This window comes from Corynebacterium aurimucosum ATCC 700975 (genome assembly GCF_000022905.1).
Lineage (GTDB): Bacteria > Actinomycetota > Actinomycetes > Mycobacteriales > Mycobacteriaceae > Corynebacterium > Corynebacterium aurimucosum_F.
The window spans coordinates 1,667,780-1,687,939 of the sequence record NC_012590.1; the positions used below are offsets into that span (position 1 = coordinate 1,667,780).

The following is a 20,160-nucleotide window of genomic DNA, read 5'->3' on the forward strand; positions in this document are numbered from 1 at the left end:
AAACTTTGGCCCATGAAAAAGAATTCCGTCGCGACCGACATCGCGTACGTCGCGGTCTTCACCGCGCTCATCATAGTCTTTGCTTTCGTCTCTATCCCCACCCCCACCGTGGGCGTGCCCATCGTTCTCCAAAACGCCGTTATCATCCTGGCCGGCCTGGTTCTCGGTGGCCGGCGCGGCCTCTTCGTAGGACTGCTTTTCATAGCCCTTGGCCTCGTTGGTCTTCCCATCCTGGCTGGCGGGCGCAGCGCGTTAAGTGCCATCGCCGGCCCTACGGTGGGCTACATCGTTGGATATGTGGTTGCTCCGGCCATCGCCGGGCTCATCGCCTACCGCGCGCCGCGCGACAAGGGAGGCATGACCGCCGTCCTCGCCATTGCTGGTCTTGTTGGCTTGGCTGTGCAATATTTCTGCGGAAGCCTGGGCCTGGTTTTCCGCTCTGATATGTCCTTCGGGGCTGCTGTCCTTGCCCAAGGGCCATTCATCATCCCCGATCTCATCAAGGTCGCCGTGATGGTTGTCATCGCGGTCGGTGTCCATGCAGCGTTCCCAGACCTGATGGGCCGGCGCACCGCTAAGGCAAAGTAACTCCCGTGCCGCAGATCGAATTCCGCAACGTGTCCGTCACCTTCGACGAGACGCCGGTGCTTAACGACGTTTCCCTCATCTTGAGCGAACAACGCATCGGCATCATCGGCGCCAACGGCGGCGGCAAGTCCACTCTCGTTCGGCTCATCAACGGACTCGGTGAACCCACCAGCGGTCAGGTGGTGGTGGACAACCTGGACGTCGCCAAGCACGGCAAAGAAATCCGGCGCCGCGTGGGTTTTGTCTTTTCTGATGCCGAGAACCAGATCGTCATGCCACAGGTACGCGATGACGTGGAATTCTCCCTGCGTCGCCTCAAGCTGCCTCGGGAGGAACGCACCGCGCGCGTCGACGCCGCCCTCGAACGCTTCGGCCTAGGCCCCTTGGCCGAGCAGTCCCCGCACACGCTCTCTGGTGGGCAGAAACAGCTCCTTGCGCTGGCCTCAGTGCTGGTCATCGAACCGACCGTCATCATCGCTGACGAGCCAACGACCCTGCTAGACCTGCGCAACCGCGACCGAATTCGCCGCGAGTTCGCCGGTTTGGAACAACAGCTCATCGTCGTCACTCACGACTTAGACTTCCTCTCCGACTTCGATCGCGTTCTGTGCATAGACAACCACAGCGTGGTTGCCGATGGAGCACCCAAGGAGGTCATCCCCTTCTACACGAACCTCATGGAATCCCGCCCGCTCTAACTCATGCCCAAGAACATCCCACTCGGCTTCTACGTCGACGCCGACACCATCATCCACCGCATCCCCGCCGCGGTGAAGTTCGTAGTACTCATCGCCTTCATTCTCCTGACGTCGCTGGCGGTGCACACGATCCCGTGGGCAGCGGTGAGCCTGGCACTCCCCCTTGCCCTCTTCCCCATTGCCCGGGTTCCCTTCCGCGTTGCGCTCGGCCAACTCGCACCGCCGCTCTATCTCCTCATCGCGCTCGCCGCGTTCCAGTGGTGGCAGAAAGACTTGACGGCGGCTGCCATCATGTTCCTCACCATCTACGCAGCGATCAGCGGGGCAGTGCTGCTAACGCTCACCACAAAGGTCTCGGAGATGATGGACTCCCTGGATCGTGCCTTGGCTCCTCTGGGGCGCCTCGGGGTCCCCGTTGAGAACATCACGCTGGCGATGTCCCTGACTATTCGACTGCTTCCCCTCATGCTGGGAACCGTGGTCGAGGTGCTAGACGCACGAAAAGCCCGGGGCGCCACGGCATCACTAACTGCCTTTGGCACCCCGGTTATCATTCGCTCTATCCGCCGCGCACGCGCCATGGGTGAGGCGCTTCAAGCGCGCGGCGTGGGTGACTAAACTTTATTCACCGCGCAGCTCACGCAGGCGAGCCTGGACGGCATCATCCTGCACGTTCGGCTGCGCCTTGGCTTCTGCCGAACCAATTGCCTGCTGGGAATTGCCCTCCACAGCCTTCGGATTGTTCATCTCGGCGCGAATCTGCTCCAGACGGGAGTGGCCAGCCAGCTGCACGCCAGCCTGCTCAATCTCATGCATTCGGTTCGACACCGAGTTCTCCGCGAGCTCCGCCTGACCCAAGGCCTTGGAGTAGCGGCGCTCAATCTTATCGCGCACAGCGTCTAGGGACGGTGTATTGCCATTCGCGGTGAGCTCGTTCATCGAGTTAAGGGACTCGGAAACCTTCTCCTGCATCTTGGCCTGCTCGAGCTGGGAGAGCAGCTTCGAGCGCTCGTTAACCTTCTCACGCAGGGCCATGCCATTGCGCTCGACGGCCTTCTTAGCTTGCTCCGCCTGCTGCAGTGCCTGATCGTGCAGCTTCTTGGTGTCTTCGACGGACTCCTCCGCGGTTACCAGCTGGGCAGCAAAGGCTTCCGCTGCATTCTCATACTCGGTAGCCTTCTGCACGTCTCCCTCAGCACGGGCCTTGTCCGCCAAGCTGAGAGCGTTGCGGGTATTCTGCTGCAGCTTTTCAATCTCGCTAAGACGGCGGTTGAGCTGCATCTCCAGCTGACGCTGATTACCAATCACGGCTGCAGCCTGCTGCGATAGCTCCTGGTGCTGGCGCTGCGCGTCCTCGATTGCCTGCTCAATCTGTACCTTCGGATCAGCGTTCTCTTCGATCTTCGAGTCAAAGAGAGCCATCAAGTACTTCCAGGCCTTTACGAATGGATTCGCCATAACAGAAGGTGCCTTTCTCAGCAGTTCGTTGTGTGGATGAATGAGTAATCAGAGTATTCTCTGCCTGCCTAATATTAGCGAAGCAAGTAGAGCTACGCCGCAGTTCTATAACTCGGATGCAGCAGGCGCGGTGGAAGCAAGTTCCTCATCCATCGACGGCAACGCCATGTAGCCGGCCGCCTCGATGAGGACATCGGAGACGCTGACATCGAGTGCATGGCAGACAGAGGCCAGCAGCTCGGAAGAAACCTCCTTGCGGCCACGCTCCAGCTCCGAAAGATATCCCGGGGAAACACGCGCCACACTTGCGAGTTCGCGAAGCGTCACGCCTTTATCCGCGCGGAAGGCGCGCAGCGTCAATCCGAGGGCCTCGCGCAGAAGCGGCTCAGGAGTCCGCGTCGACTGCGCCGGGGACTGGGTGGGTTTATCGAGTAGTGCAACTGAAGTGTTCATCACCCCATACAACGGCTCAGCGCCCACACTTGTTCCCACAATCAACTATTTTTCTTCAAGAGTTGATAGGAGAAGGCTCAATGCCTCCTGAACCGCAGCAGCGCGGATCGCGTTACGCCCTTCAGCCGGAAGCTCATAGAGAACGCCGCGCTTGGCGACGCCCCCGCCACCCCTCCCGCATAACCCCACGTACACCGTGCCCGCGGGTTTGCCTTCCTGGAGGTCCGGCCCGGCTACACCAGTCAGCCCTACCCCCCAATCTGCACGCGTTTCAACGACCGCCGCCTCAGCCATCTGCGCAGCAGTCGCAGCAGACACCACGCCTTGCTCCTCAAGTTCTTCCACGGTGGTGTTGAGAAAATGAGCCTTGACCTCTGTCGCATACGTCACCAGCCCACCCCGCAGCACCGCCGAGGCTCCCGGGATGCACGCCACAGTCGCAGCGGCTAGACCAGCAGTAAGGGACTCACAGAACGCCACAGTTTCACCGCGTTCGCTGAGCGTGGATACTAGTTGCGCCTCGATGCTCATTGGTTCTCCCTATGGCCATCAATGAGGTACTGGATGCCGGTCAGGACGGTAACGAAGGCGGCGGCCAACATAACGAGGAGGCTCGGAAGGTCCATCCACCCTGGCAGCGGACAAAGATACAACGCCACCGCCACAGTCTGCAGAGCCGTCTTGAGCTTTCCGCCTTGGGAAGCCGGCACCACCTTCCCTTGACGCAGCAAGAAGAAGCGCCAAATCGTAATGCCGAATTCGCGAAACAGAATCAGCACGGTGATCCACACCGGCAAAGCCCCGGTGATATTGAGGCACACGAGGGCCGCGGTCATCAGGGCTTTATCCGCGATCGGGTCCGCAATCTTGCCAAAGTTAGTGATGAGTCCCCGCGCGCGTGCAATATCGCCATCCAACTTATCCGTGAGCATCAAGAGCGCGAAGCAGAGGAAAGCCCACCACTCATGGCCGGCGAGCACCAGCCAGGCAAACAAGGGGATAAAAAGGATGCGCAAACTGGTCAGGATGTTGGGCAGGTTCCAATTGGAGACCTCGGGGTTAACATCCTTAGTTTGAGATTGCTTGTGCGCAGCCTGAGAATCATTCACGCTCTTCATCCTACCGTGGCCTGCCTGCCCCTCGGGCGAGCACTACCATGGTCGGTATGAAGTATTTCGCAGTTTCCTATGAATACAATCCATCTAACCCGGTTATTGCTGAGGTTCGCCCGAAGCACCGCGAATTCATCGGCGCACTCCACGACAAGGGCCAGATCTGTGGCTCTGGCCCCTACACCGATTCCAAGGGCGGGGCGCTCATCGTCCTGCAATTTGAGGATGAGTCCGTAAAGGTGGCCGATGTCATCGCCCTCATGGACCAGGATCCCTTCTACACCGAAGGCGCTGTTACTGGGCGCGCTTTCCGCGAGTGGAATCCCGTTATTAATTCCTTCTAAATCCCCGCGGCCCGAGTTTAAGGCAGCTCGGACTTGGGAAGTTCGTCCGCCTTGCCGACGAGCTCGCCCTCCTTGTTGCGTACGATCTTGTTGCCAAAATCGTCCCAATCATAGTGGTTGTGAGAAACCACCACGCCACCCTGGGCTTGGTCGCGTTTGTCCTTCCACACTGACAGCAACACCGTAACCAGGAGGACGCCGACGATGACCAGTAGCGACACAAGGGTCGTAATCTCCGGTACTGCGCTGACATTCTCACCTCCGTTGATGAAGGGCAAGTTGTTCTCGTGCAGGGCGTGGAAGAGCAGCTTGACACCAATGAACAGCAAGATAGTACCCAGGCCATAAGGCAGGTAGACCAGGCGGTCCAACAGACCATCAATGAGGAAGAACATTTGGCGCAGCCCCATGAGAGCGAAGGCGTTGGTGGTAAAGACCAGGAAAGGCTCCGAGGTAATGCCGTAGATAGCTGGGATGGAGTCGAAGGCAAACATGACGTCGATAAGCCCGATGGCCGCCAACGCAACAAAAAGCGGGGTCAGGGCAAACTTGCCCTTCTTCTCACCGGATTCCTCGCGGTGAGTGAGCTTGTCGCCGTGGTAGCGCGGGGTTACGTGAACCACCTTGCGCAGCCACTTAACCACCAACATGTCGTTGGGATCGGTCTCGGGCGTCCCGTTGATCTCATCGATGAGCAGCTTGACTGCGGTGTAAATAAGGAAAATGGCGAACAGGTAGAAAACATCCGACCATGCCGCGATAATGGCCGCGCCCATCAGGATGAAGACGAGGCGGAAAACCAGCGCTAGGACGATACCGATGAGCAATACCTTCTGCTGATACCTGCGGGGAATCTTGAAGGAGCCCATGATGAGCGAGAACACGAATAGGTTATCCACGCTCAAAGCCTGTTCCGTCACCCAACCGGTGTAAAACTGTGCCGCGTGTTCGCTATCCCACAGCACCCACACAACTCCGCCAAAGACAACGGCGACGGCCATGTAGAACAGTGTCCACCCACCAGATTCCTTGATGCTGGGCTCGTGGGGTGAGCGGACGTGGCTATAGAAATCGAAAATAAAGAAGCCCACGATCACCGCCATGGTGATGGCCCAGACCCATAGTGGCACATGCATAATGAGTTATCCCTCCGGTCGACACGACAATAAAGACCGGAGGTCTCCCCCGCTAGCAAGCCGATGTCACAGCCTCGCTAGCCGACGCGACCGGGAACTGTACCGCAGTTGCCGTGTTGACGATCGACGCCGTGGATTGGGGTACTCCCCTCCAAGACTCGTCCTATCCTACACGGAACTTAGAACGCGCCAGTGGAGGGGTTAGCGGAGATTTCAACGGTGCGGGTATCGGCTTCAGCGTCGTCCGTCCCTCCGGTACCTTCAGCGTCTTGGACCTCCTTCGGGGCCTCGGCTGGATCGGCCCCCTTGATCATCCAGATGATGGTGTCGAGCTCCTCCGGCTTGACCAATACCTCACGCGCCTTGGAGCCTTCGGAAGGCCCAACCACACCGCGCGACTCCATGAGGTCCATGAGTCGGCCGGCCTTGGCAAAGCCGATGCGCAGCTTGCGCTGGAGCATCGACGTGGAGCCCAGCTGGGAGGTGACCACAAGGTCGACGGCCTCCAAGAGGTCGTCCATATCCTTGCCGATCTCTTCGTCGATCTCCTTCTTCGCCTCCGAGGCCTTATCGTCCGTCACACCTTCCGTGTAGTTCGGCGAGCCTTGTGCCTTCGCGGCGTCGACAACCGCCTGCACCTCCTCGTCGGAGACGAACGCACCCTGCATACGCACGGGGCGCCCGCCTTGCGGGATGAAGAGGCCATCGCCCATACCGATGAGCTTCTCGGCTCCACCCTGATCCAGGATGACTCGAGAGTCCGTAAGCGAGGACGTCGCAAAAGCCAGACGAGAAGGAACGTTGGTCTTAATAAGACCGGTCACAACGTCCACGGACGGGCGCTGCGTTGCGAGCACAAGGTGAATGCCGGCTGCGCGCGCCTTCTGGGTGATGCGGACGATGGAATCCTCGATTTCCTTCGGGGCTGTCATCATGAGGTCTGCGAGCTCATCCACGACGCACACGATGTACGGGTACGGGCGCATCTCTCGCTGGGAGCCGGCAGGAGCCTGGTATTCGCCGCTGCGGACCTTCCGGTTGAAGTCCTCGATCTTGCGCACGCGGGCAGCCTGCATATCCATGTAGCGCTGCTCCATCTCCTCCACCAGCCACTGCAGGGCCGCCGCAGCCTTCTTCGGCTGCGTGATGATGGGAGTGATGAGGTGCGGGATACCTTCGTACGGTGTGAGCTCCACCATCTTCGGGTCGACGAGGATGAGGCGGACGTCTTCCGGCGTCGCGCGGGTCAACAGCGAGACCAGCATGGAGTTCACGAACGCCGATTTACCCGAACCGGTTGCGCCGGCCACGAGCAGGTGCGGCATCTTCTTCACGGAGAAGGAGGTGTACTCGCCTTCGATATCCTTGCCCAAGCCAATCAGCATGGGGTCATGGTCGGCGCGCAGTGCCGGGGAATCCAAGACATCGCGCAGACGCACCATCTCTCGGTCCGCATTGGGCACCTCAATGCCAACTGCGGACTTGCCCGGGATCGGGGTGAGCAGGCGCAGGTTATCCGTCGCGACGGCGTAGGCCAGGTTGGACTGCAGGTTTGTAATCTTCGAGACCTTGACGCCAGGGCCCAGCTCGATCTCATAGCGCGTGACTGTCGGACCACGACTAAAACCGGTTACCTGGGCATCGACCTTGAATTCTTCAAAGACCTCGGTGATGGCCTCGATGATGCGATCGTTAGCCTCCGTGCGTGCCTTCGCAGGTTTGCCGGCGGTGAGCAGGTCCGTCGTCGGCACATCGTAGCCGCCGCCCAAGGCCGTGTCTTCAGCACCGCTCGGGGTCGCAGGCGTTTGTTCCGCCGCGGTCGGGGCCTCCTCCTCGACCTTGGCGCCCGTTCGCGCGTCGCGTCCGGAGCGTTCCTGGAACATGCGCACTGCCTCGTTATGCGCGGCCGAGACTACGTCTCCCCCAACTGATCCAGCCGACGCTGCGCTTGCCGACGCCTCCGCAGCCGCCGCCCCCAGTGCCGCGCCGGCGGCACCGCCGACGTCCACGCGGGGACGCTTCTTCGGTGCTGGTTTCGATACTGGCTGTGGCGCTACCTTCTGCTCCGGCTGCGGAGCAGGCTCCGGTTCCGGCACGACAGGGATCTCATCGGTGTCATCGACACGGCTATCAAAGCTTGGGCGGCCGTGCTGCACGGGTTCCTGGCTCACAGGTTGTGCTGCAGAGTCAAAGGAGACAGTGGCATTCTCGTCCGGCATCTGCCTCGGGGGCTGCTTCGGCGTCTGCTTCGGGCGCGGGCGCGGAGTATACGCCGGACGCGCGGGACGCTCGCGGCCTTCGGCGATGGCGTCGATGTCATCGCTGACGTAGCCGTAGTCGTCCGCGGAGGCGTCGTCAAGCAGCCCCTCATCTGAGCGGTTCTTCCGATCACGGAGTCCGCCGAGGAGCGCGGAGAACTGGGCGGCCACGAAGTCATATGCCTCGCGCAGGGTGATGCCAGTGATATTGAGCGCTCCGTACACGATGAGCAGGAAAAGCAGTGGCACTGCCACGTAGCTGGAGAAAGCCGCCACCAACAGCTCGCCGATTCCATAACCGATAACACCACCGGCCTCACCGGCGGCGTTGTTATTCCAGGTAAGCTTCGGAAGCCCAGCAAAAATGTGGATGAGGCTGAGCATGCACACCACGATGAGGGCGGTGCCGCCCACCACGCGCGGCTTGAAATGGCCGGCTGGGCCGGAAATATCCATCATGAGTGCGATGGCTACGGCGATCAACGCGACGGGAAGCACATAGGCGCCCGCACCAATGACGTAGCGCACGGCATTGGTGAGGTATTCACCAATAATGCCGGCGACCTGGAACCACGTCGCGCAGGCAAGGATGATAGCCACGCCAATCAGCACAAGCGCAACCGCATCTGGATTAGAGACACGAATGCTCTTCTCCATGCGGGCAGGGCGCTCCATGACTGTCGTCGGCATGTCACCGTCGACGTCCTGGGCACGGGTCACCTTGCTTTTCGACGAAGCAGCTCCCTCAGCCCTCTTGCTAGTTTTGTTATTCTTTGCGCGTCCAGAAATTTCCCCTGGCTCCCTCAACTCGTCGTAATCATCGAAAGCCCCCTCGTCATGGGGCGCATCATAAGCAGAATCGTAGAGATCCTCGTCCCGACTTCCCGCTTCAGCTGGCTTGAGCCCAGCGAGGCCATGCCCGACTCCCCGCGCCATGCTTCCCATGCCCTTGGCGGTGGCGCCAAAAACGCTGCCGAGTCCGCGGCCAACGGCGCGAAAGGCGCTGCCGGTCCTCTCTTCGGAGGTCTCGGCAGCGCGGGTTGCGGACGTCAGCGAGTAGCTTGTGCGGCCCGACGGCCGCGACCGATTAGCGGTGCGGCCTCGGCCGGAGGCGCGAGACGGAGCGTTCTTGACAGACATGCCTGCCACTCTAGTAGCAAACGCACCATTAACCACATACGCCACACGCGCATGCTAAAGAATTTTCTCAGTTCAGCCTACAGGCTTGACCTAACGATGGCGGAGGCATCGCCCTCAATCTCAACCCGGGCGGCCTCGCGGCCGAAAGCCCACAAGAGCAACTCGGCCACGGTGCCACGCACCCGCACCACTGCATCACCCTGCTCCGAAACGCGCCGCTTATCCGCCGCCACAATCGGCGGAAAGCCCTGCGGTTCCAGCACGACAGGACGGCGAGAACGTGACAATAGCCGTGTGCCTAGTAATTTCAACGGCAGCAAGAGCTCGGCGTGTGCGGCTCGTGACAAATCCCGTGGTTCAGTGCGACCATTGGCGCGGCGAAGATCCTCATGATGCACAAAGTGCTCCGCGGCATTGAACACCGAGTCCGCATAGCGCAGAGGATTCAGTCTGCCCGCTCCCCTACCCCAAGAATCAACAAGCTCCTCATATGTCTTTTGCGCACGAAGTTTCCTAGCGATGCCATCAGCATGAGAAGACAGTGCCGGGACAAAAGCCCCGATCGCAGCATCAGGGCGGTTCTCACGAACCCACAAATGCGTTATGAGGTCGTGGGCCGACCAGCCCTCACATAACGTCGGTGCATCGGGACCAAGTTCATGAAATAACGCCACCATTTTGGCGCGCTCGCTCGAGGAAAACGACATGCGCCCCAGCATACCCACCTTTAGCGGGAACGCTGGGGCGCCGTTGGCCTAAAGTCTAGAGCGATTCACGGGAGGCGTGAACTTCGTCGTCGTCAGGCAGCAAGATATCCGAGTTCGTCGGCACGATGGTCGGCAGAATCACCGGCTCGCGCTTGTACTTGGAATCCATCAGCTTCGACACCTTGCGGCGCAGCTTCTGCACCATGCGGTAGGTATCGTTCTCGCCCTCAGCTGCGAGGTCATTCATGGTGTTCTCCACCATCTCAGCTACCTCGGGCACGATACCGCGGTCATCGTCAGAGAAGCCCGTCGTGGACACCGTCGGGTGCTCGAGCAGGCGCGAGGTGCGGTTATCAATGACACAGGTGATGGAAACAACGCCGCCGGCACCCAGGTTGGTGCGGTCCGCGAGAGTATCGGCGTCGACATCACCCATCGACACACCATCAACGTAGAGGTTGCCCACAGGGATCTGGCCGACGACCTCAGCACGGCCGTTGCGCAGATCGACGACAACGCCGTTCTGAGCCAAGACCACGCGGTCGCGGGCCACACCAGTGGAGATAGCCAGCTCCTTATTGGCGCGCAGGTGACGCCACTCGCCGTGCACCGGCATGGCGTTCTTCGGGCGGGCTGCGTTGTAGAGGAAGAGCAGCTCGCCACCGTAGCCGTGTCCGGAGGCGTGAACCTTAGCCTCCTTGTTGGTGATGACTTCAGCACCAATCTGGGAAAGCATGTTGATAACGCCAAACACGGCTTCCTCGTTACCCGGAATCAGGGAGGAGGAGAAGATGATCAGGTCACCATCGCGGACCGTGATCTGGCGGTGCTCGCGGCGTGCCATGCGGGACAGCGCCGCCATCGGCTCACCCTGGGTACCGGTGGTGATGAGCAGCACCTTGTGCGGAGCCATCTTGGCTGCCTCATCGATCGGGATGATGGTGCCGCGCGGGACCTTCAGGAAGCCCATCTTCTCCGCAATTTCCATGTTGCGCATCATGGAGCGACCGTTGAAGGCAACCTTGCGGCCGGCGGCCACGGCGGCGTCGATAGCCGCCTGCACGCGGTAAACGTTGGAGGCGAAGGAGGCGATGATTACGCGCTGCTTGGCCCCAGACACCAGCCGCTTAAATGTTGCCGGAATGTCGCCCTCAGAGGCGGACACACCCGGAATGTTGGCGTTGGTGGAGTCACACAGCATGAGGTCCACGCCCTCATCGCCGTAACGCGACAGGGCCGGCAGATCCGTCGGACGATTATCCAGTGGGGTCTGGTCAAGCTTGATATCACCGGTGTGGATGATGTTGCCGGCCGGGGTACCCAGCATGACGCCAAGCGCATCCGGGACGGAGTGGTTCACTGCCCAGAAACGGCAGCGGAACGGACCGTAGTTCACATCGGACTTCTCGTTGACCTCTACGAACTTCGGCTTCTGGCGGTGCTCCTTACACTTGGCCGCGATCAGCGCGATGGTGAAGCGCGAAGCCACGATCGGGATATCCGGGCGCAGCTTCAGCAGCCACGGAATCGCACCGATGTGGTCCTCGTGTGCGTGGGTGACGACGAGCGCCTTGACCTTGTGAATCTTCTTCTCAATCGGGCCAAAGTCCGGGAGAATCAGGTCCACGCCCGGCTCACCGGAAGACGGGAAGAGCACACCACAGTCGATGATGAGGATGTCGTCCTGGTACTCGAAGACGGTCATGTTTCGACCGATCTCAGAAATACCGCCCAGAGCATAAATACGCAGCGAATCCTTCTGCTGCTTCGGCGGCTCTGGCAGACGCTTGGTCAAGTCCGCGCCCTGCATGGACTTGGGCACATTGCGGCGACCGCGGTTGTTGTTCTGGTTACGGTTGTTACGACCACCGTTGTTGCTATTGCCGTTGTTGTGGTTGTTGTTGCCGCCGCGACCGCGACCACGGCCGCCACGGGAACCACGAGAACGGGAACGACGGTTGCCGTCGTCAGAGTTTCCAGACTCCTTAGAGGTGGCGCCGGAAGCAGCCGATTCGTTCGGCGCTTGGAAAACCGGCGAAGCCGCCTCATTCGAGGCGGTCTCAGTCTCCGAAGGCGGACCCGCCTTACGGGTTACCTTGCGGGAGCGATTACGGGATTCAGTCATTCTTAAAGGACTCCAGCCTTTTCCAAATCGTGGCGGAGAGCCTCGATCTCCTCCGCGTCAGCCGCGGTAACTGGGAGACGAGGTTCTCCAACTTCAATACCCTGCAGGCGCAGGGCAGCTTTAACAAGAGTTACTCCTCCGAGGCGACCTTGTGCCTCGACGAGCGGGGACAAAGTTTTCGCGTTGATCTCTCGTGCACGTGCAATATCGCCTTCGTCGAAGGCTACGTAGAGATCAGCCAGGGCCCGCGGAGCAATATGGCCAATCACGGAAATAACGCCCGAAGCGCCGAGGGCCAGCCACGGCAAGTTCAGCCCGTCATCTCCGGAGTACCATGCCAAACCGGTTTCCTGGATAAGCGGTGCGGCTGCCACAAGATCGCCCTTGGCGTCTTTAACAGCCTTGATGTTCGGCACCTCCGCGAGGCGAAGAAGGGTCTCCGTCTCAATCGGAATGCCCGAGCGGCCAGGGATGTCGTACAGACAAACTGGGAGGTCCACGGCGTCAGCCACAGCAGTAAAGTGCGCGTACACACCAGCCTGGGAAGGCTTGGAGTAATACGGGGTCACGACCAGAAGGCTGTCTGCTCCCGCATCAGCGAAAGCGCGCGCCGCCTCAATACTGGTGGCGGTGTTGTTAGTTCCCGCACCGGCGCACAACTTAGCGCGGCCACCTACCTCTTCCTTTACAGCTGCAAACAGCTCCAGTTTCTCATCCAACGACGTCGTCGGTGATTCGCCCGTGGTCCCAGCCAAAATGAGCGAATCAACGCCGTTATCAACCAAATGAGCTGCTAGGCGACGACCAGCGGACACGTCCAAGGCGCCATCCTGGTCAAAAGGAGTGACCATAGCTACGCCTACGCGTCCGAAGGTGTCGACGCCTGCCTGTGCTGTCATACCTGTGCTCATAGGCGTCAAGATTACCTGCTTTCGCCCCCATTGGCCGCATCGGGGTCGTGCGCGAGTCTCCTTCTAGTGCTTTAAGCGTAAGGGCTCGAGGCCATTTCGGTGCCGTCAGCCAGGGTGGTGATATGGAAGTCGTCGAAAAGCACCGGCGATTGCTCCCGCAACAGCTTCAAACACGTGACGGCGAGCTGGCGCATCTCTGTATCGGCCTGTTCAGTCGCCCGCGCGCCAATAAAGTGACGCCAGGCCCGGTAATTGCCGGTCACGACAATGCGGGACTCTGTGAGATTGGGCAAAACAGCGCGCGCCGCTTGACGAGCCTGCTTCTTGCGCAGCAATGCATTTGGCTCCTCCTCCAGCTTGGACTCGAGGGCGTCAAGGAGCTCCTCGTAGACAAACCTCGCTTCATCGGCCGCCTGCAAGGTCAACCGCGTTAGCTGTTCATCCTCCGCAATAAATTTAGGCAGGACTACCTCTGCTTCCTCAGAATGCACGAAGCGTTGCGAGAGCTGTGAGAAGGAGAAATGACGATGGCGAACCAGCTCGTGCGACGCCGACCGCGACAGCCCCCGTATATAGAGCGTCGCCGTGGCATGCTCCAGCAATGCATCGTGACCTACCTCCAGAATGTGGTGCAGATAGGCCTGGTTTGAGGCGGTACGGGGATTCGGCTTGTCGAAGGACTCATAACAGGCGCGCCCGGCAAACTCGACTAGAGCCTCGCTTTCCGACGCCCCCTCATCAACCTCCCAGTCCACTCCTTGCGGCGCATGGAAAGCGGTTGCCGCAATGAGCTGGACATCAAGCTCAGAGACCTTTGCCATTACAGCCCCAGGTACTTCTCAAGTCCCACGGTCAAGCCTGGGTGGGATGCGATTTCTCGTACGCCCAGCAGAACGCCGGGGGTAAAGGAAGAGCGGTCATAGGAGTCCTGGCGGATGGTCAAGGACTGGCCTTGAGTGCCGAAGATAACTTCTTCATGAGCCACCATTCCCTGCATACGGACTGCGTGGACGTGAACACCATCGACGTCTGCGCCACGCGCTCCATCGAGGGACTGCTCGGTCTTATCCGGCATAGCGTCCAAACCTGCCTCCTGGCGAGCATTCGCAATGCCCTGCGCAGTGTGAACCGCGGTACCGGACGGCGCATCGAGCTTGTTCGGGTGGTGGTATTCAACTACCTCGGCACTGTCAAAGAACTTCGCCGCCTGCGCGGCAAACACCATGGTCAGTACAGCTGAAATAGCGAAGTTCGGGGCGATGAGAACATTGCCGGCGTCCTCTTTCTGAGTCCACCCCTCCACCTTGGCTAGGCGTTCTGAATCGAATCCCGTGGTCCCCACGACAGCGTGGATGCCATGTGCGATGCAAAACTCTAGATTGTCCATGACCGATGCCGGCTGGGTGAAGTCGACGGCGACCTCGGCACCCGATTCAACCAGCTTCTCCAACGGGGTCCCGCGGTCGATGGAAGCAACTAGCTCCAAATCCTCTGCCGCATTAACGCCTTCCACGATTGCTTGGCCCACGCGCCCTTTAGCCCCCAAGACGCCTACCTTGATAGTCATTCACAATCCCTTCATACGTGTTCGTGCGGTTAACTGTGCCCAGTCTATCCCTGACACCGGCGAGGTTTCAGACAGGGCTCAAAAGGCTGCCTTTAATACGCATTTTCTTCCTTTCGTTGCGGACACAGGCGACACCACTCAAATCATTCGGCATCGAATGCCCTGGCTAACCCATGGTGGCTACCCCCGTTTATAGTGACGACTTGACGGGAATTCACCACTAGCTATAGCCATGTGTGGCGGTGGCCGCTAGAATCATGGTTAGAACACTTCTTCTAACTCATGTTGATCTCGGGGGAGACCATGACCACCACTGCTACACGCCCGCCTACCTTCTTCTTTTCCACCACCAACCCTAATAACCCACACGCGATGGCCCGTGCTCAAGCCCGGAGAGCCACCTATAAAACCTGGGTCGGGGCCATGCCCAGCCTCGACGCCGATATCAACACCACCGCACTATCCCTAGTGGCTGCCTGGTCACTGCCCGAAGGCCACATCAAATCAGGCCTGCGTGCCATCCACCGCCTAGATAGCCTGCCGAAAGTCAAAGCCATACAAGACACCCACTGCCTGCTGGATATTGAATCCCTCATTGCTATTGATCAACCCATGTCAGCACTGACAGCCCTAACAAAAGAAACCCTGGATTTTGTCGACACTATCCTGGCTGACTTCTTTACCCCTTCTAAACCGAATCAGGCTTTTCCCACGCGTAGTCAAATCAGGCGCAAAGTCCGCGATATATGTAAAACACTGGATGATTCCATTGCCTATCGGGATACCCGGCCTAAAGATACCTACCGGTTTTCCTCTAACGGCACCTCTGCCTGGCTGGAACTGCAGGTTGAAGAAGACACCGGCATTAAACTCGATGCCTTCATCCACCAGACCGCCGCCAAGGAAGACATCACTGTCCCTGAGGCAGTCATCAAACTGCTTTCCGGTGAAATAAAGCCACCAGCTACCGTGGTGCTCCACACCTACCAGGCCTGCGATATTGAGGATGCACCGACCTTTATTGAAGGCTTCGGCTGGCGGGCTGAGCCCATGCCACATGACAAGGTGCGGGATTTAACCGGTGAGGTCGCCGAAGCCGACGGCTACCAACCCGGCCTGATTATGCGCAAACTTGTCGAAGGCCGCGACGGTACCTGCCGGGTCGGCGGATGCGGCGAGCCTGCTTTTCTCAGCCAGTTGGATCACCGACACAACTGGGCCGAAGGCGGGCCAACCCACCCGAAGAACCTAGCGTGTTTATGCCAAGGCCATCACAACATGAAAACCGATGGCACCCTCAAATACCTGCTCGACCCCTACAGCGGGGACGTCATCTGGCTATATGAAGACGGCACCTGGACTATTACCGAAGCCGACGGGCCGCTAGCACCAAAGCAGAAACGCTGGGCACAAACCGTCGCCCAACACATCACCGCCACCAGGAAACGCATCCGCGAGGAAGCCCAACATTTAAAACAAGAACTCGACGACTACGCACAACAACAAGCCCAAGCCCAAGCCCAAGCCGAGGACAACACCGACACAGATGCCAGCACCGACGACATCCCCTTCTAAACCTCACCGTCGAATAAAACGACGACACCAATCCAGCAGAAAGGAAAGAACCCAAGAAACCAGGAACACAACCACCGTCGTCACAGACGACGACTGCACTGCCGAAGCCCAGTCAGGCTCGCCCCAACTGTTGCCATTGGGACCGGCTGGACTTAGTCATGCCGGTTAGGATGGAGTGAATGCAGATCTACATTGCCTCAGTACCCGTCGATGATGTTGCCCTCGCTCACGACTTCTATGTCAATACGCTCGGCTTTCGAGTCAAGGACGATGTAACCCACGGAGACTTTCGGTGGCTCACGGTCACCAATGCGGAAGGCCAAGGGGATATGGAGCTCCTGCTCGAGCCCAAGGCCCATTCCGCGGCCAAGGACTACGCAGCAGCACTCAAGGCTGACGGTGTCCCTGTCACCCAGTTCCTATCCGCAGACGTGGAGCGAGAATATAGCGAGCTCACTGAAAAGTGGGAGTGCATTTCACTATCGTGCCGACCGACGTCGGCCCCTCCATCATCGCCGTCTTCGATGACACCGTAGGCAACCTCATCCAACTGGTACAGCTCAAGAAATAGAGAATAAAGAATGTCACACTTACCTTCTTCCGTCGCTATCATCGCAGCCGTTAGCGCCCTATGCGTAATGCCTCTAACTGCATGCGCGGAGCGTGGGTCAGACACGACTCCGGCACCGCAGTTCAGTGCAATTCCGTCTAGCTCCGCTGCTATCGATGGGCCGGAGCCGCCGTCCAGTGACACGCAGAATGCTCCCTCACAACAGGATGCCAATGTTGCTGCCTTTGCGGGTATGGGGACGGCTGCGATTGATGACCAACACCACATGCCAGATCGGTTGGGCGGCCTCATTCCGACGGGCGTGCGCGTAGGTGCTCACGACGGTTTCACGCGGGTGGTGGTTGACCTCGAGGGAGAAGGTGAGCCCGGCTGGTTCACCGCCTATACCGACGATCCTCGTCAGCAGGCATCAGGTCATCCAGTCGAAGTAAAGGGAAGCACTTTTCTCAATCTGGGGGTCGAAGGAACTCCGTGGCCTTCCACACCCGATCTCGAAGAAAGGTATATGAAGCCAGGAACTACTCCCGGTACTGGTGTGGTGAGCGAAGTCGTATACACGACCTCATTCGAGGCACAAACCCAATTGATCATTGGACTACAGAAGAAGACCCCGTACTCAGTGACTTTCCTGGAGGACCCTAAACGCCTAGTTCTCGACTTCCAGGTTTGACGTGTGGTGAAACGATAAGGGCCCTGTCCCCAGCTAATTTCTGGGTTACAGGGCCCTTGATCTAGGAGGTCCTAGTGGTCCTAGCTAGTCCGAGGATTAGTCCTCCTCAACCGGAACCAGGGAGATTTTGCCGCGATTATCAATGTCGGCAATTTCGACCTGAATCTTATCGCCAACGTTGACGACGTCCTCGACCTTCTCAATGCGCTCGTCGCCGCCCAGCTTCGAGATGTGTACAAGGCCATCGCGACCCGGGGTCAGGGAAACGAAGGCACCGAAAGCCACGGTCTTCACCACGGTGCCGAGGAAGCGCTCGCCCACCTTCGGCAGCTGCGGGTTAGCAATGCTATTCACGCGGTCGATCGCAGCGTCAGCTGCTTCACCGGTAGCGGCAGAGATATACACAGTGCCGTCTTCCTCGATGGAGACATCGGCGCCAGTTTCCTCAGTAATGGCGTTGATAGTCTTGCCCTTCGGGCCAATGAGCTCACCAATCTTGTTCACCGGGATAGTCACCGAGGTAATGCGCGGAGCCAGGCCAGACATCTCGTCTGGACTCTCGATGACCTCAGACATCGTGTCGAGGATGGCGGCACGGGCGTCGCGGGCCTGTTCGAGGGCGTCGGCAAGCACGTGCGAAGGAATGCCATCCAGCTTGGTATCCAGCTGCAGGGCGGTGATGAACTCGGATGTACCGGCAACCTTGAAGTCCATATCGCCGAAGGCATCCTCAGCGCCGAGAATATCGGTCAGCGCCACGAACTTTTCCTTGCCGTTGACCTCGCCCGAGACCAAGCCCATGGCGATACCCGCCACCGGAGCCTTCAGCGGAACGCCCGCGTTGTAGAGGGACAGGGTGGACGCACAGACGGAGCCCATGGAGGTAGAACCGTTGGAACCAAGGGCCTCAGACACCTGGCGAATGGCGTAGGGGAAGTCCTCACGGGACGGGATCACCGGCAGCAACGCGCGCTCAGCCAGCGCACCGTGACCAATCTCGCGGCGCTTCGGGGAGCCTACGCGACCGGTCTCGCCGGTGGAGTACGGCGGGAAGTTGTAGTGGTGCATGTAGCGCTTGGACTCCACTGGGGTCAAAGAATCGATCTGCTGCTCCATCTTCAGCATGTCCAGGGTGGTCACACCCAGGATCTGGGTCTCGCCACGCTCGAAGAGAGAGGAGCCGTGTGCACGCGGGATCAGATCCACCTCCACGCCGAGGTCACGGATATCGGTCACACCACGGCCATCGATCCGGAAGCCCTCGGTGAGGATCTTGGTGCGCACGATGTCCTTCATCACGGCGTTGAAGGCGTTGCGGATCTGCTTGGATGCGTCGGCCTCGTCGAGGTCATCAAAGTCTTCGATGAGCTTAGCCTCGACCTGCTCCATGTACTCATTAGTGGCGTCGTCGCGGTCCTGCTTGCCCGGGATAGTGAGGAGCTTCTCCAGCTTCTTGGAGGCTGCCTTTTCGACGGCCGCGTAAACATCATCACCGTAGGGCGGGAAGAGAGGGAACTCCTGCGTCTCCTTGGCTGCACGCTCCGCCAGACCTGCCTGCGCTTCACACAGGGACTTGATGAAAGGCTTCGCAGCCTCCAAGCCCTCAGCCACGGTGGACTCCTGCGGAGCCGGTGCGCCTTCCTTGATGCGCTCGGCTACGTTCACACCAGCGCCGGCCTCGACCATCATGATGGCTACGTCGTCCTTCCGGCCCTTCTTCACGATGCGGCCGGCAACGACCATCTCGAAGAGAGCACGCTCGTGCTGCTCGTTATTCGGGAAGGCCACCCACTGGCCCTTCGGGTGCTTATCATCAGCAATCAGTGCCATGCGCACGCCGCCCACCGGGCCGGATACCGGCAGGCCAGAGAGCTGGGTGGAGGCGGAAGCGCCGTTGATGGCAACGACATCGTAGTACTCCTCCGGGTCCATGGAGAGGACCGTGACAACGACCTGAACCTCATTGCGCAAGCCCTTCACGAAGGTTGGGCGCAGCGGGCGGTCGATGAGGCGGCAGGCCAGGATAGCTTCGGTGGAAGGGCGCCCCTCGCGGCGGAAGAAGGAACCCGGGATCTTACCCGCGGCATACATGCGCTCCTCGACGTCCACGGTCAGCGGGAAGAAGTCGAAGCCTTCGCGCGGTTGGTTAGAAGCGGTGGTCGTGGACAGCAGCATGGTGTCCTCGTCCAGGTAAGTGGTCACGGAGCCACCGGCCTGGCGAGCCAGCTGGCCCGTCTCAAAACGGATGGTGCGAGTGCCGAAATCGCCGTTGTCCAGGGTAGCGATGGCCTCGGTGATGCCGTAATCGTCGTCGATAAGAAACTCGACGGAATTGTTCGGTTGCTTTTTAGCGTTCTTAGCGCTCATGGATATAACTCTCCTTGGAGCTGTCATGGCGATCTTCGGTGCCGCCTCTTCTTCGATGTTTTCTGACAACGTCCAAGGATTTTAGCAGATGAGATAAGAAAACCCCCGCACACAAGGTGCGGGGGCCAAAAGTTAAGCGTTTAGCGGCGCAGACCCAGGCGAGAAATCAGGTCGCGGTAACGGTCAACGTCGTTAGCGGCCAGGTACTTCAGCAAGCCACGACGGCGACCAACCATCAGCAGCAGACCACGACGGGAGTGGTGATCGTGCTTGTGATCCTTGAGGTGCTCGGTCAGGTTGTTGATGCGGGAAGTCAGCAGCGCAACCTGTGCCTCCGGGGAACCGGTGTCGGTCTCGTGCAGGCCGTACTCCTTGAGGATTTCAGCCTTCTTCTCGGTGCTCAAAGCCATGGAAAATCTCCTATTGTATTTCAGTCCACATGAAATGTTGCGCCTTAAGGCGCTGCCTGTGACTACTGTG

Annotated in this window: 20 protein-coding genes and 1 pseudogene; 8 read left to right on the top strand and 13 right to left on the bottom strand. The window is 59.4% G+C overall.

Translation table 11 applies throughout. The annotated features are described in order from the left end of the window. The first annotated feature begins 12 nt into the window (after window positions 1–12). Genes CAURI_RS07865 through CAURI_RS07875 form a run of 3 tightly spaced genes read left to right on the top strand, consistent with a single transcriptional unit; the run spans window position 13 to window position 1,904 of the window. Window positions 13–588 (top strand): biotin transporter BioY, encoded by a 576-nt coding sequence (locus CAURI_RS07865; RefSeq protein ID WP_010190292.1) that lies wholly within the window; start codon window positions 13–15, stop codon window positions 586–588. A 5-nt stretch (window positions 589–593) separates the two neighbouring features. Then, a complete protein-coding gene (locus tag CAURI_RS07870; protein ID WP_010190293.1) occupies window positions 594–1,286 on the top strand; it encodes an energy-coupling factor ABC transporter ATP-binding protein in 693 nt (230 codons plus the stop codon). Between the two features lie 3 nt (window positions 1,287–1,289). Next, entirely contained in the window at window positions 1,290–1,904 is a 615-nt protein-coding gene (locus CAURI_RS07875; RefSeq protein ID WP_010190294.1) for an energy-coupling factor transporter transmembrane component T family protein, read from the top strand. Between the two features lie 3 nt (window positions 1,905–1,907). On the opposite strand, the gene CAURI_RS07880 is transcribed toward CAURI_RS07875, so the two are convergent. The 4 genes from CAURI_RS07880 to pgsA all read right to left on the bottom strand — a co-directional run bounded on the left by CAURI_RS07880 (window position 1,908) and on the right by pgsA (window position 4,315). Next, window positions 1,908–2,744: a PspA/IM30 family protein gene (locus CAURI_RS07880; protein ID WP_010190295.1), complete on the bottom strand. Its 837-nt coding sequence runs from the start codon at window positions 2,742–2,744 to the stop codon at window positions 1,908–1,910. 105 nt (window positions 2,745–2,849) lie between these two features. Beyond that, complete coding sequence (locus CAURI_RS07885) at window positions 2,850–3,197, bottom strand: helix-turn-helix domain-containing protein (protein WP_010190296.1); 348 nt, start codon at window positions 3,195–3,197, stop codon at window positions 2,850–2,852. Between the two features lie 45 nt (window positions 3,198–3,242). Then, a complete protein-coding gene (locus CAURI_RS07890; RefSeq protein ID WP_010190297.1) occupies window positions 3,243–3,728 on the bottom strand; it encodes a CinA family protein in 486 nt (161 codons plus the stop codon). Continuing rightward, window positions 3,725–4,315 (bottom strand): CDP-diacylglycerol--glycerol-3-phosphate 3-phosphatidyltransferase, encoded by a 591-nt coding sequence (gene pgsA / locus CAURI_RS07895; protein ID WP_029158986.1) that lies wholly within the window; start codon window positions 4,313–4,315, stop codon window positions 3,725–3,727. Before pgsA ends, CAURI_RS07890 begins: the two co-directional genes overlap by 4 nt. Before the next feature lie 47 nt (window positions 4,316–4,362). Between pgsA and CAURI_RS07900 the strand changes: the two genes are divergently transcribed. After that, the gene (locus CAURI_RS07900; RefSeq protein ID WP_010190299.1) at window positions 4,363–4,653 is read left to right on the top strand and encodes a YciI family protein; all 291 of its coding nucleotides are present in this window, start codon (window positions 4,363–4,365) and stop codon (window positions 4,651–4,653) included. 17 nt (window positions 4,654–4,670) lie between these two features. Here the strand turns inward: CAURI_RS07900 and CAURI_RS07905 are convergent, their stop codons facing one another. The 7 genes from CAURI_RS07905 to dapB all read right to left on the bottom strand — a co-directional run bounded on the left by CAURI_RS07905 (window position 4,671) and on the right by dapB (window position 14,497). Next, window positions 4,671–5,789: a TerC/Alx family metal homeostasis membrane protein gene (locus CAURI_RS07905; RefSeq protein WP_010190301.1), complete on the bottom strand. Its 1,119-nt coding sequence runs from the start codon at window positions 5,787–5,789 to the stop codon at window positions 4,671–4,673. 179 nt (window positions 5,790–5,968) lie between these two features. After that, window positions 5,969–9,187, bottom strand: coding sequence for a DNA translocase FtsK (locus CAURI_RS07910; protein ID WP_012715104.1), 3,219 nt, complete (start codon window positions 9,185–9,187; stop codon window positions 5,969–5,971). Between the two features lie 77 nt (window positions 9,188–9,264). Then, entirely contained in the window at window positions 9,265–9,906 is a 642-nt protein-coding gene (locus CAURI_RS07915) for a TIGR03085 family metal-binding protein (RefSeq protein ID WP_010190303.1), read from the bottom strand. Window positions 9,907–9,949: 43 nt separating this feature from the next. Further along, window positions 9,950–12,019 carry a ribonuclease J gene (locus tag CAURI_RS07920; RefSeq protein ID WP_010190304.1) on the bottom strand — a complete coding sequence of 690 codons (2,070 nt, stop codon included), beginning with the start codon at window positions 12,017–12,019 and terminating at the stop codon, window positions 9,950–9,952. Window positions 12,020–12,021: 2 nt separating this feature from the next. Continuing rightward, on the bottom strand, window positions 12,022–12,930 hold the full coding sequence (dapA, locus tag CAURI_RS07925) for a 4-hydroxy-tetrahydrodipicolinate synthase (RefSeq protein WP_010190305.1): 909 nt from the start codon (window positions 12,928–12,930) through the stop codon (window positions 12,022–12,024). 71 nt (window positions 12,931–13,001) lie between these two features. Further along, the gene (gene thyX / locus CAURI_RS07930; protein WP_010190306.1) at window positions 13,002–13,751 is read right to left on the bottom strand and encodes an FAD-dependent thymidylate synthase; all 750 of its coding nucleotides are present in this window, start codon (window positions 13,749–13,751) and stop codon (window positions 13,002–13,004) included. Next, window positions 13,751–14,497 carry a 4-hydroxy-tetrahydrodipicolinate reductase gene (dapB, locus tag CAURI_RS07935; protein WP_010190307.1) on the bottom strand — a complete coding sequence of 249 codons (747 nt, stop codon included), beginning with the start codon at window positions 14,495–14,497 and terminating at the stop codon, window positions 13,751–13,753. Before dapB ends, thyX begins: the two co-directional genes overlap by 1 nt. A gap of 282 nt (window positions 14,498–14,779) precedes the next feature. On the opposite strand from dapB, the gene CAURI_RS07940 reads away from it, so the two are divergent. The 4 genes and pseudogenes from CAURI_RS07940 to CAURI_RS07950 all read left to right on the top strand — a co-directional run bounded on the left by CAURI_RS07940 (window position 14,780) and on the right by CAURI_RS07950 (window position 17,313). Continuing rightward, window positions 14,780–16,072 (top strand): HNH endonuclease signature motif containing protein, encoded by a 1,293-nt coding sequence (locus CAURI_RS07940; RefSeq protein ID WP_010190308.1) that lies wholly within the window; start codon window positions 14,780–14,782, stop codon window positions 16,070–16,072. Between the two features lie 179 nt (window positions 16,073–16,251). Further along, window positions 16,252–16,476, top strand: a pseudogene (locus CAURI_RS14280) (VOC family protein); the annotation flags it as partial. 65 nt (window positions 16,477–16,541) lie between these two features. Next, on the top strand, window positions 16,542–16,643 hold the full coding sequence (locus CAURI_RS14285; protein WP_010190312.1) for a VOC family protein: 102 nt from the start codon (window positions 16,542–16,544) through the stop codon (window positions 16,641–16,643). A 10-nt stretch (window positions 16,644–16,653) separates the two neighbouring features. After that, entirely contained in the window at window positions 16,654–17,313 is a 660-nt protein-coding gene (locus CAURI_RS07950) for an AMIN-like domain-containing (lipo)protein (protein ID WP_012715107.1), read from the top strand. A gap of 96 nt (window positions 17,314–17,409) precedes the next feature. On the opposite strand, the gene CAURI_RS07955 is transcribed toward CAURI_RS07950, so the two are convergent. Further along, complete coding sequence (locus CAURI_RS07955) at window positions 17,410–19,680, bottom strand: polyribonucleotide nucleotidyltransferase (protein ID WP_010190315.1); 2,271 nt, start codon at window positions 19,678–19,680, stop codon at window positions 17,410–17,412. A 140-nt stretch (window positions 19,681–19,820) separates the two neighbouring features. Then, entirely contained in the window at window positions 19,821–20,090 is a 270-nt protein-coding gene (rpsO, locus tag CAURI_RS07960; RefSeq protein ID WP_010190317.1) for a 30S ribosomal protein S15, read from the bottom strand. Window positions 20,091–20,160 lie beyond the last annotated feature (70 nt).

Excerpts from the sequence above, each read along its gene's own strand:
- CAURI_RS07865 (WP_010190292.1), top strand. The coding sequence starts at position 13 with ATGAAAAAGAATTCCGTCGCGACCGACATCGCGTACGTCGCGGTCTTC.
- CAURI_RS07875 (WP_010190294.1), top strand. The coding sequence starts at position 1,290 with ATGCCCAAGAACATCCCACTCGGCTTCTACGTCGACGCCGACACCATC.
- CAURI_RS07880 (WP_010190295.1), bottom strand. The coding sequence starts at position 2,744 with ATGGCGAATCCATTCGTAAAGGCCTGGAAGTACTTGATGGCTCTCTTT.
- CAURI_RS07885 (WP_010190296.1), bottom strand. The coding sequence starts at position 3,197 with ATGAACACTTCAGTTGCACTACTCGATAAACCCACCCAGTCCCCGGCG.
- CAURI_RS07890 (WP_010190297.1), bottom strand. The coding sequence starts at position 3,728 with ATGAGCATCGAGGCGCAACTAGTATCCACGCTCAGCGAACGCGGTGAA.
- pgsA (WP_029158986.1), bottom strand. The coding sequence starts at position 4,315 with ATGAAGAGCGTGAATGATTCTCAGGCTGCGCACAAGCAATCTCAAACT.
- CAURI_RS07900 (WP_010190299.1), top strand. The coding sequence starts at position 4,363 with ATGAAGTATTTCGCAGTTTCCTATGAATACAATCCATCTAACCCGGTT.
- CAURI_RS07905 (WP_010190301.1), bottom strand. The coding sequence starts at position 5,789 with ATGCATGTGCCACTATGGGTCTGGGCCATCACCATGGCGGTGATCGTG.
- CAURI_RS07910 (WP_012715104.1), bottom strand. The coding sequence starts at position 9,187 with ATGTCTGTCAAGAACGCTCCGTCTCGCGCCTCCGGCCGAGGCCGCACC.
- CAURI_RS07915 (WP_010190303.1), bottom strand. The coding sequence starts at position 9,906 with ATGCTGGGGCGCATGTCGTTTTCCTCGAGCGAGCGCGCCAAAATGGTG.
- CAURI_RS07920 (WP_010190304.1), bottom strand. The coding sequence starts at position 12,019 with ATGACTGAATCCCGTAATCGCTCCCGCAAGGTAACCCGTAAGGCGGGT.
- dapA (WP_010190305.1), bottom strand. The coding sequence starts at position 12,930 with ATGAGCACAGGTATGACAGCACAGGCAGGCGTCGACACCTTCGGACGC.
- thyX (WP_010190306.1), bottom strand. The coding sequence starts at position 13,751 with ATGGCAAAGGTCTCTGAGCTTGATGTCCAGCTCATTGCGGCAACCGCT.
- dapB (WP_010190307.1), bottom strand. The coding sequence starts at position 14,497 with ATGACTATCAAGGTAGGCGTCTTGGGGGCTAAAGGGCGCGTGGGCCAA.
- CAURI_RS07940 (WP_010190308.1), top strand. The coding sequence starts at position 14,780 with ATGTTGATCTCGGGGGAGACCATGACCACCACTGCTACACGCCCGCCT.
- CAURI_RS07950 (WP_012715107.1), top strand. The coding sequence starts at position 16,654 with ATGTCACACTTACCTTCTTCCGTCGCTATCATCGCAGCCGTTAGCGCC.
- CAURI_RS07955 (WP_010190315.1), bottom strand. The coding sequence starts at position 19,680 with ATGAGCGCTAAGAACGCTAAAAAGCAACCGAACAATTCCGTCGAGTTT.
- rpsO (WP_010190317.1), bottom strand. The coding sequence starts at position 20,090 with ATGGCTTTGAGCACCGAGAAGAAGGCTGAAATCCTCAAGGAGTACGGC.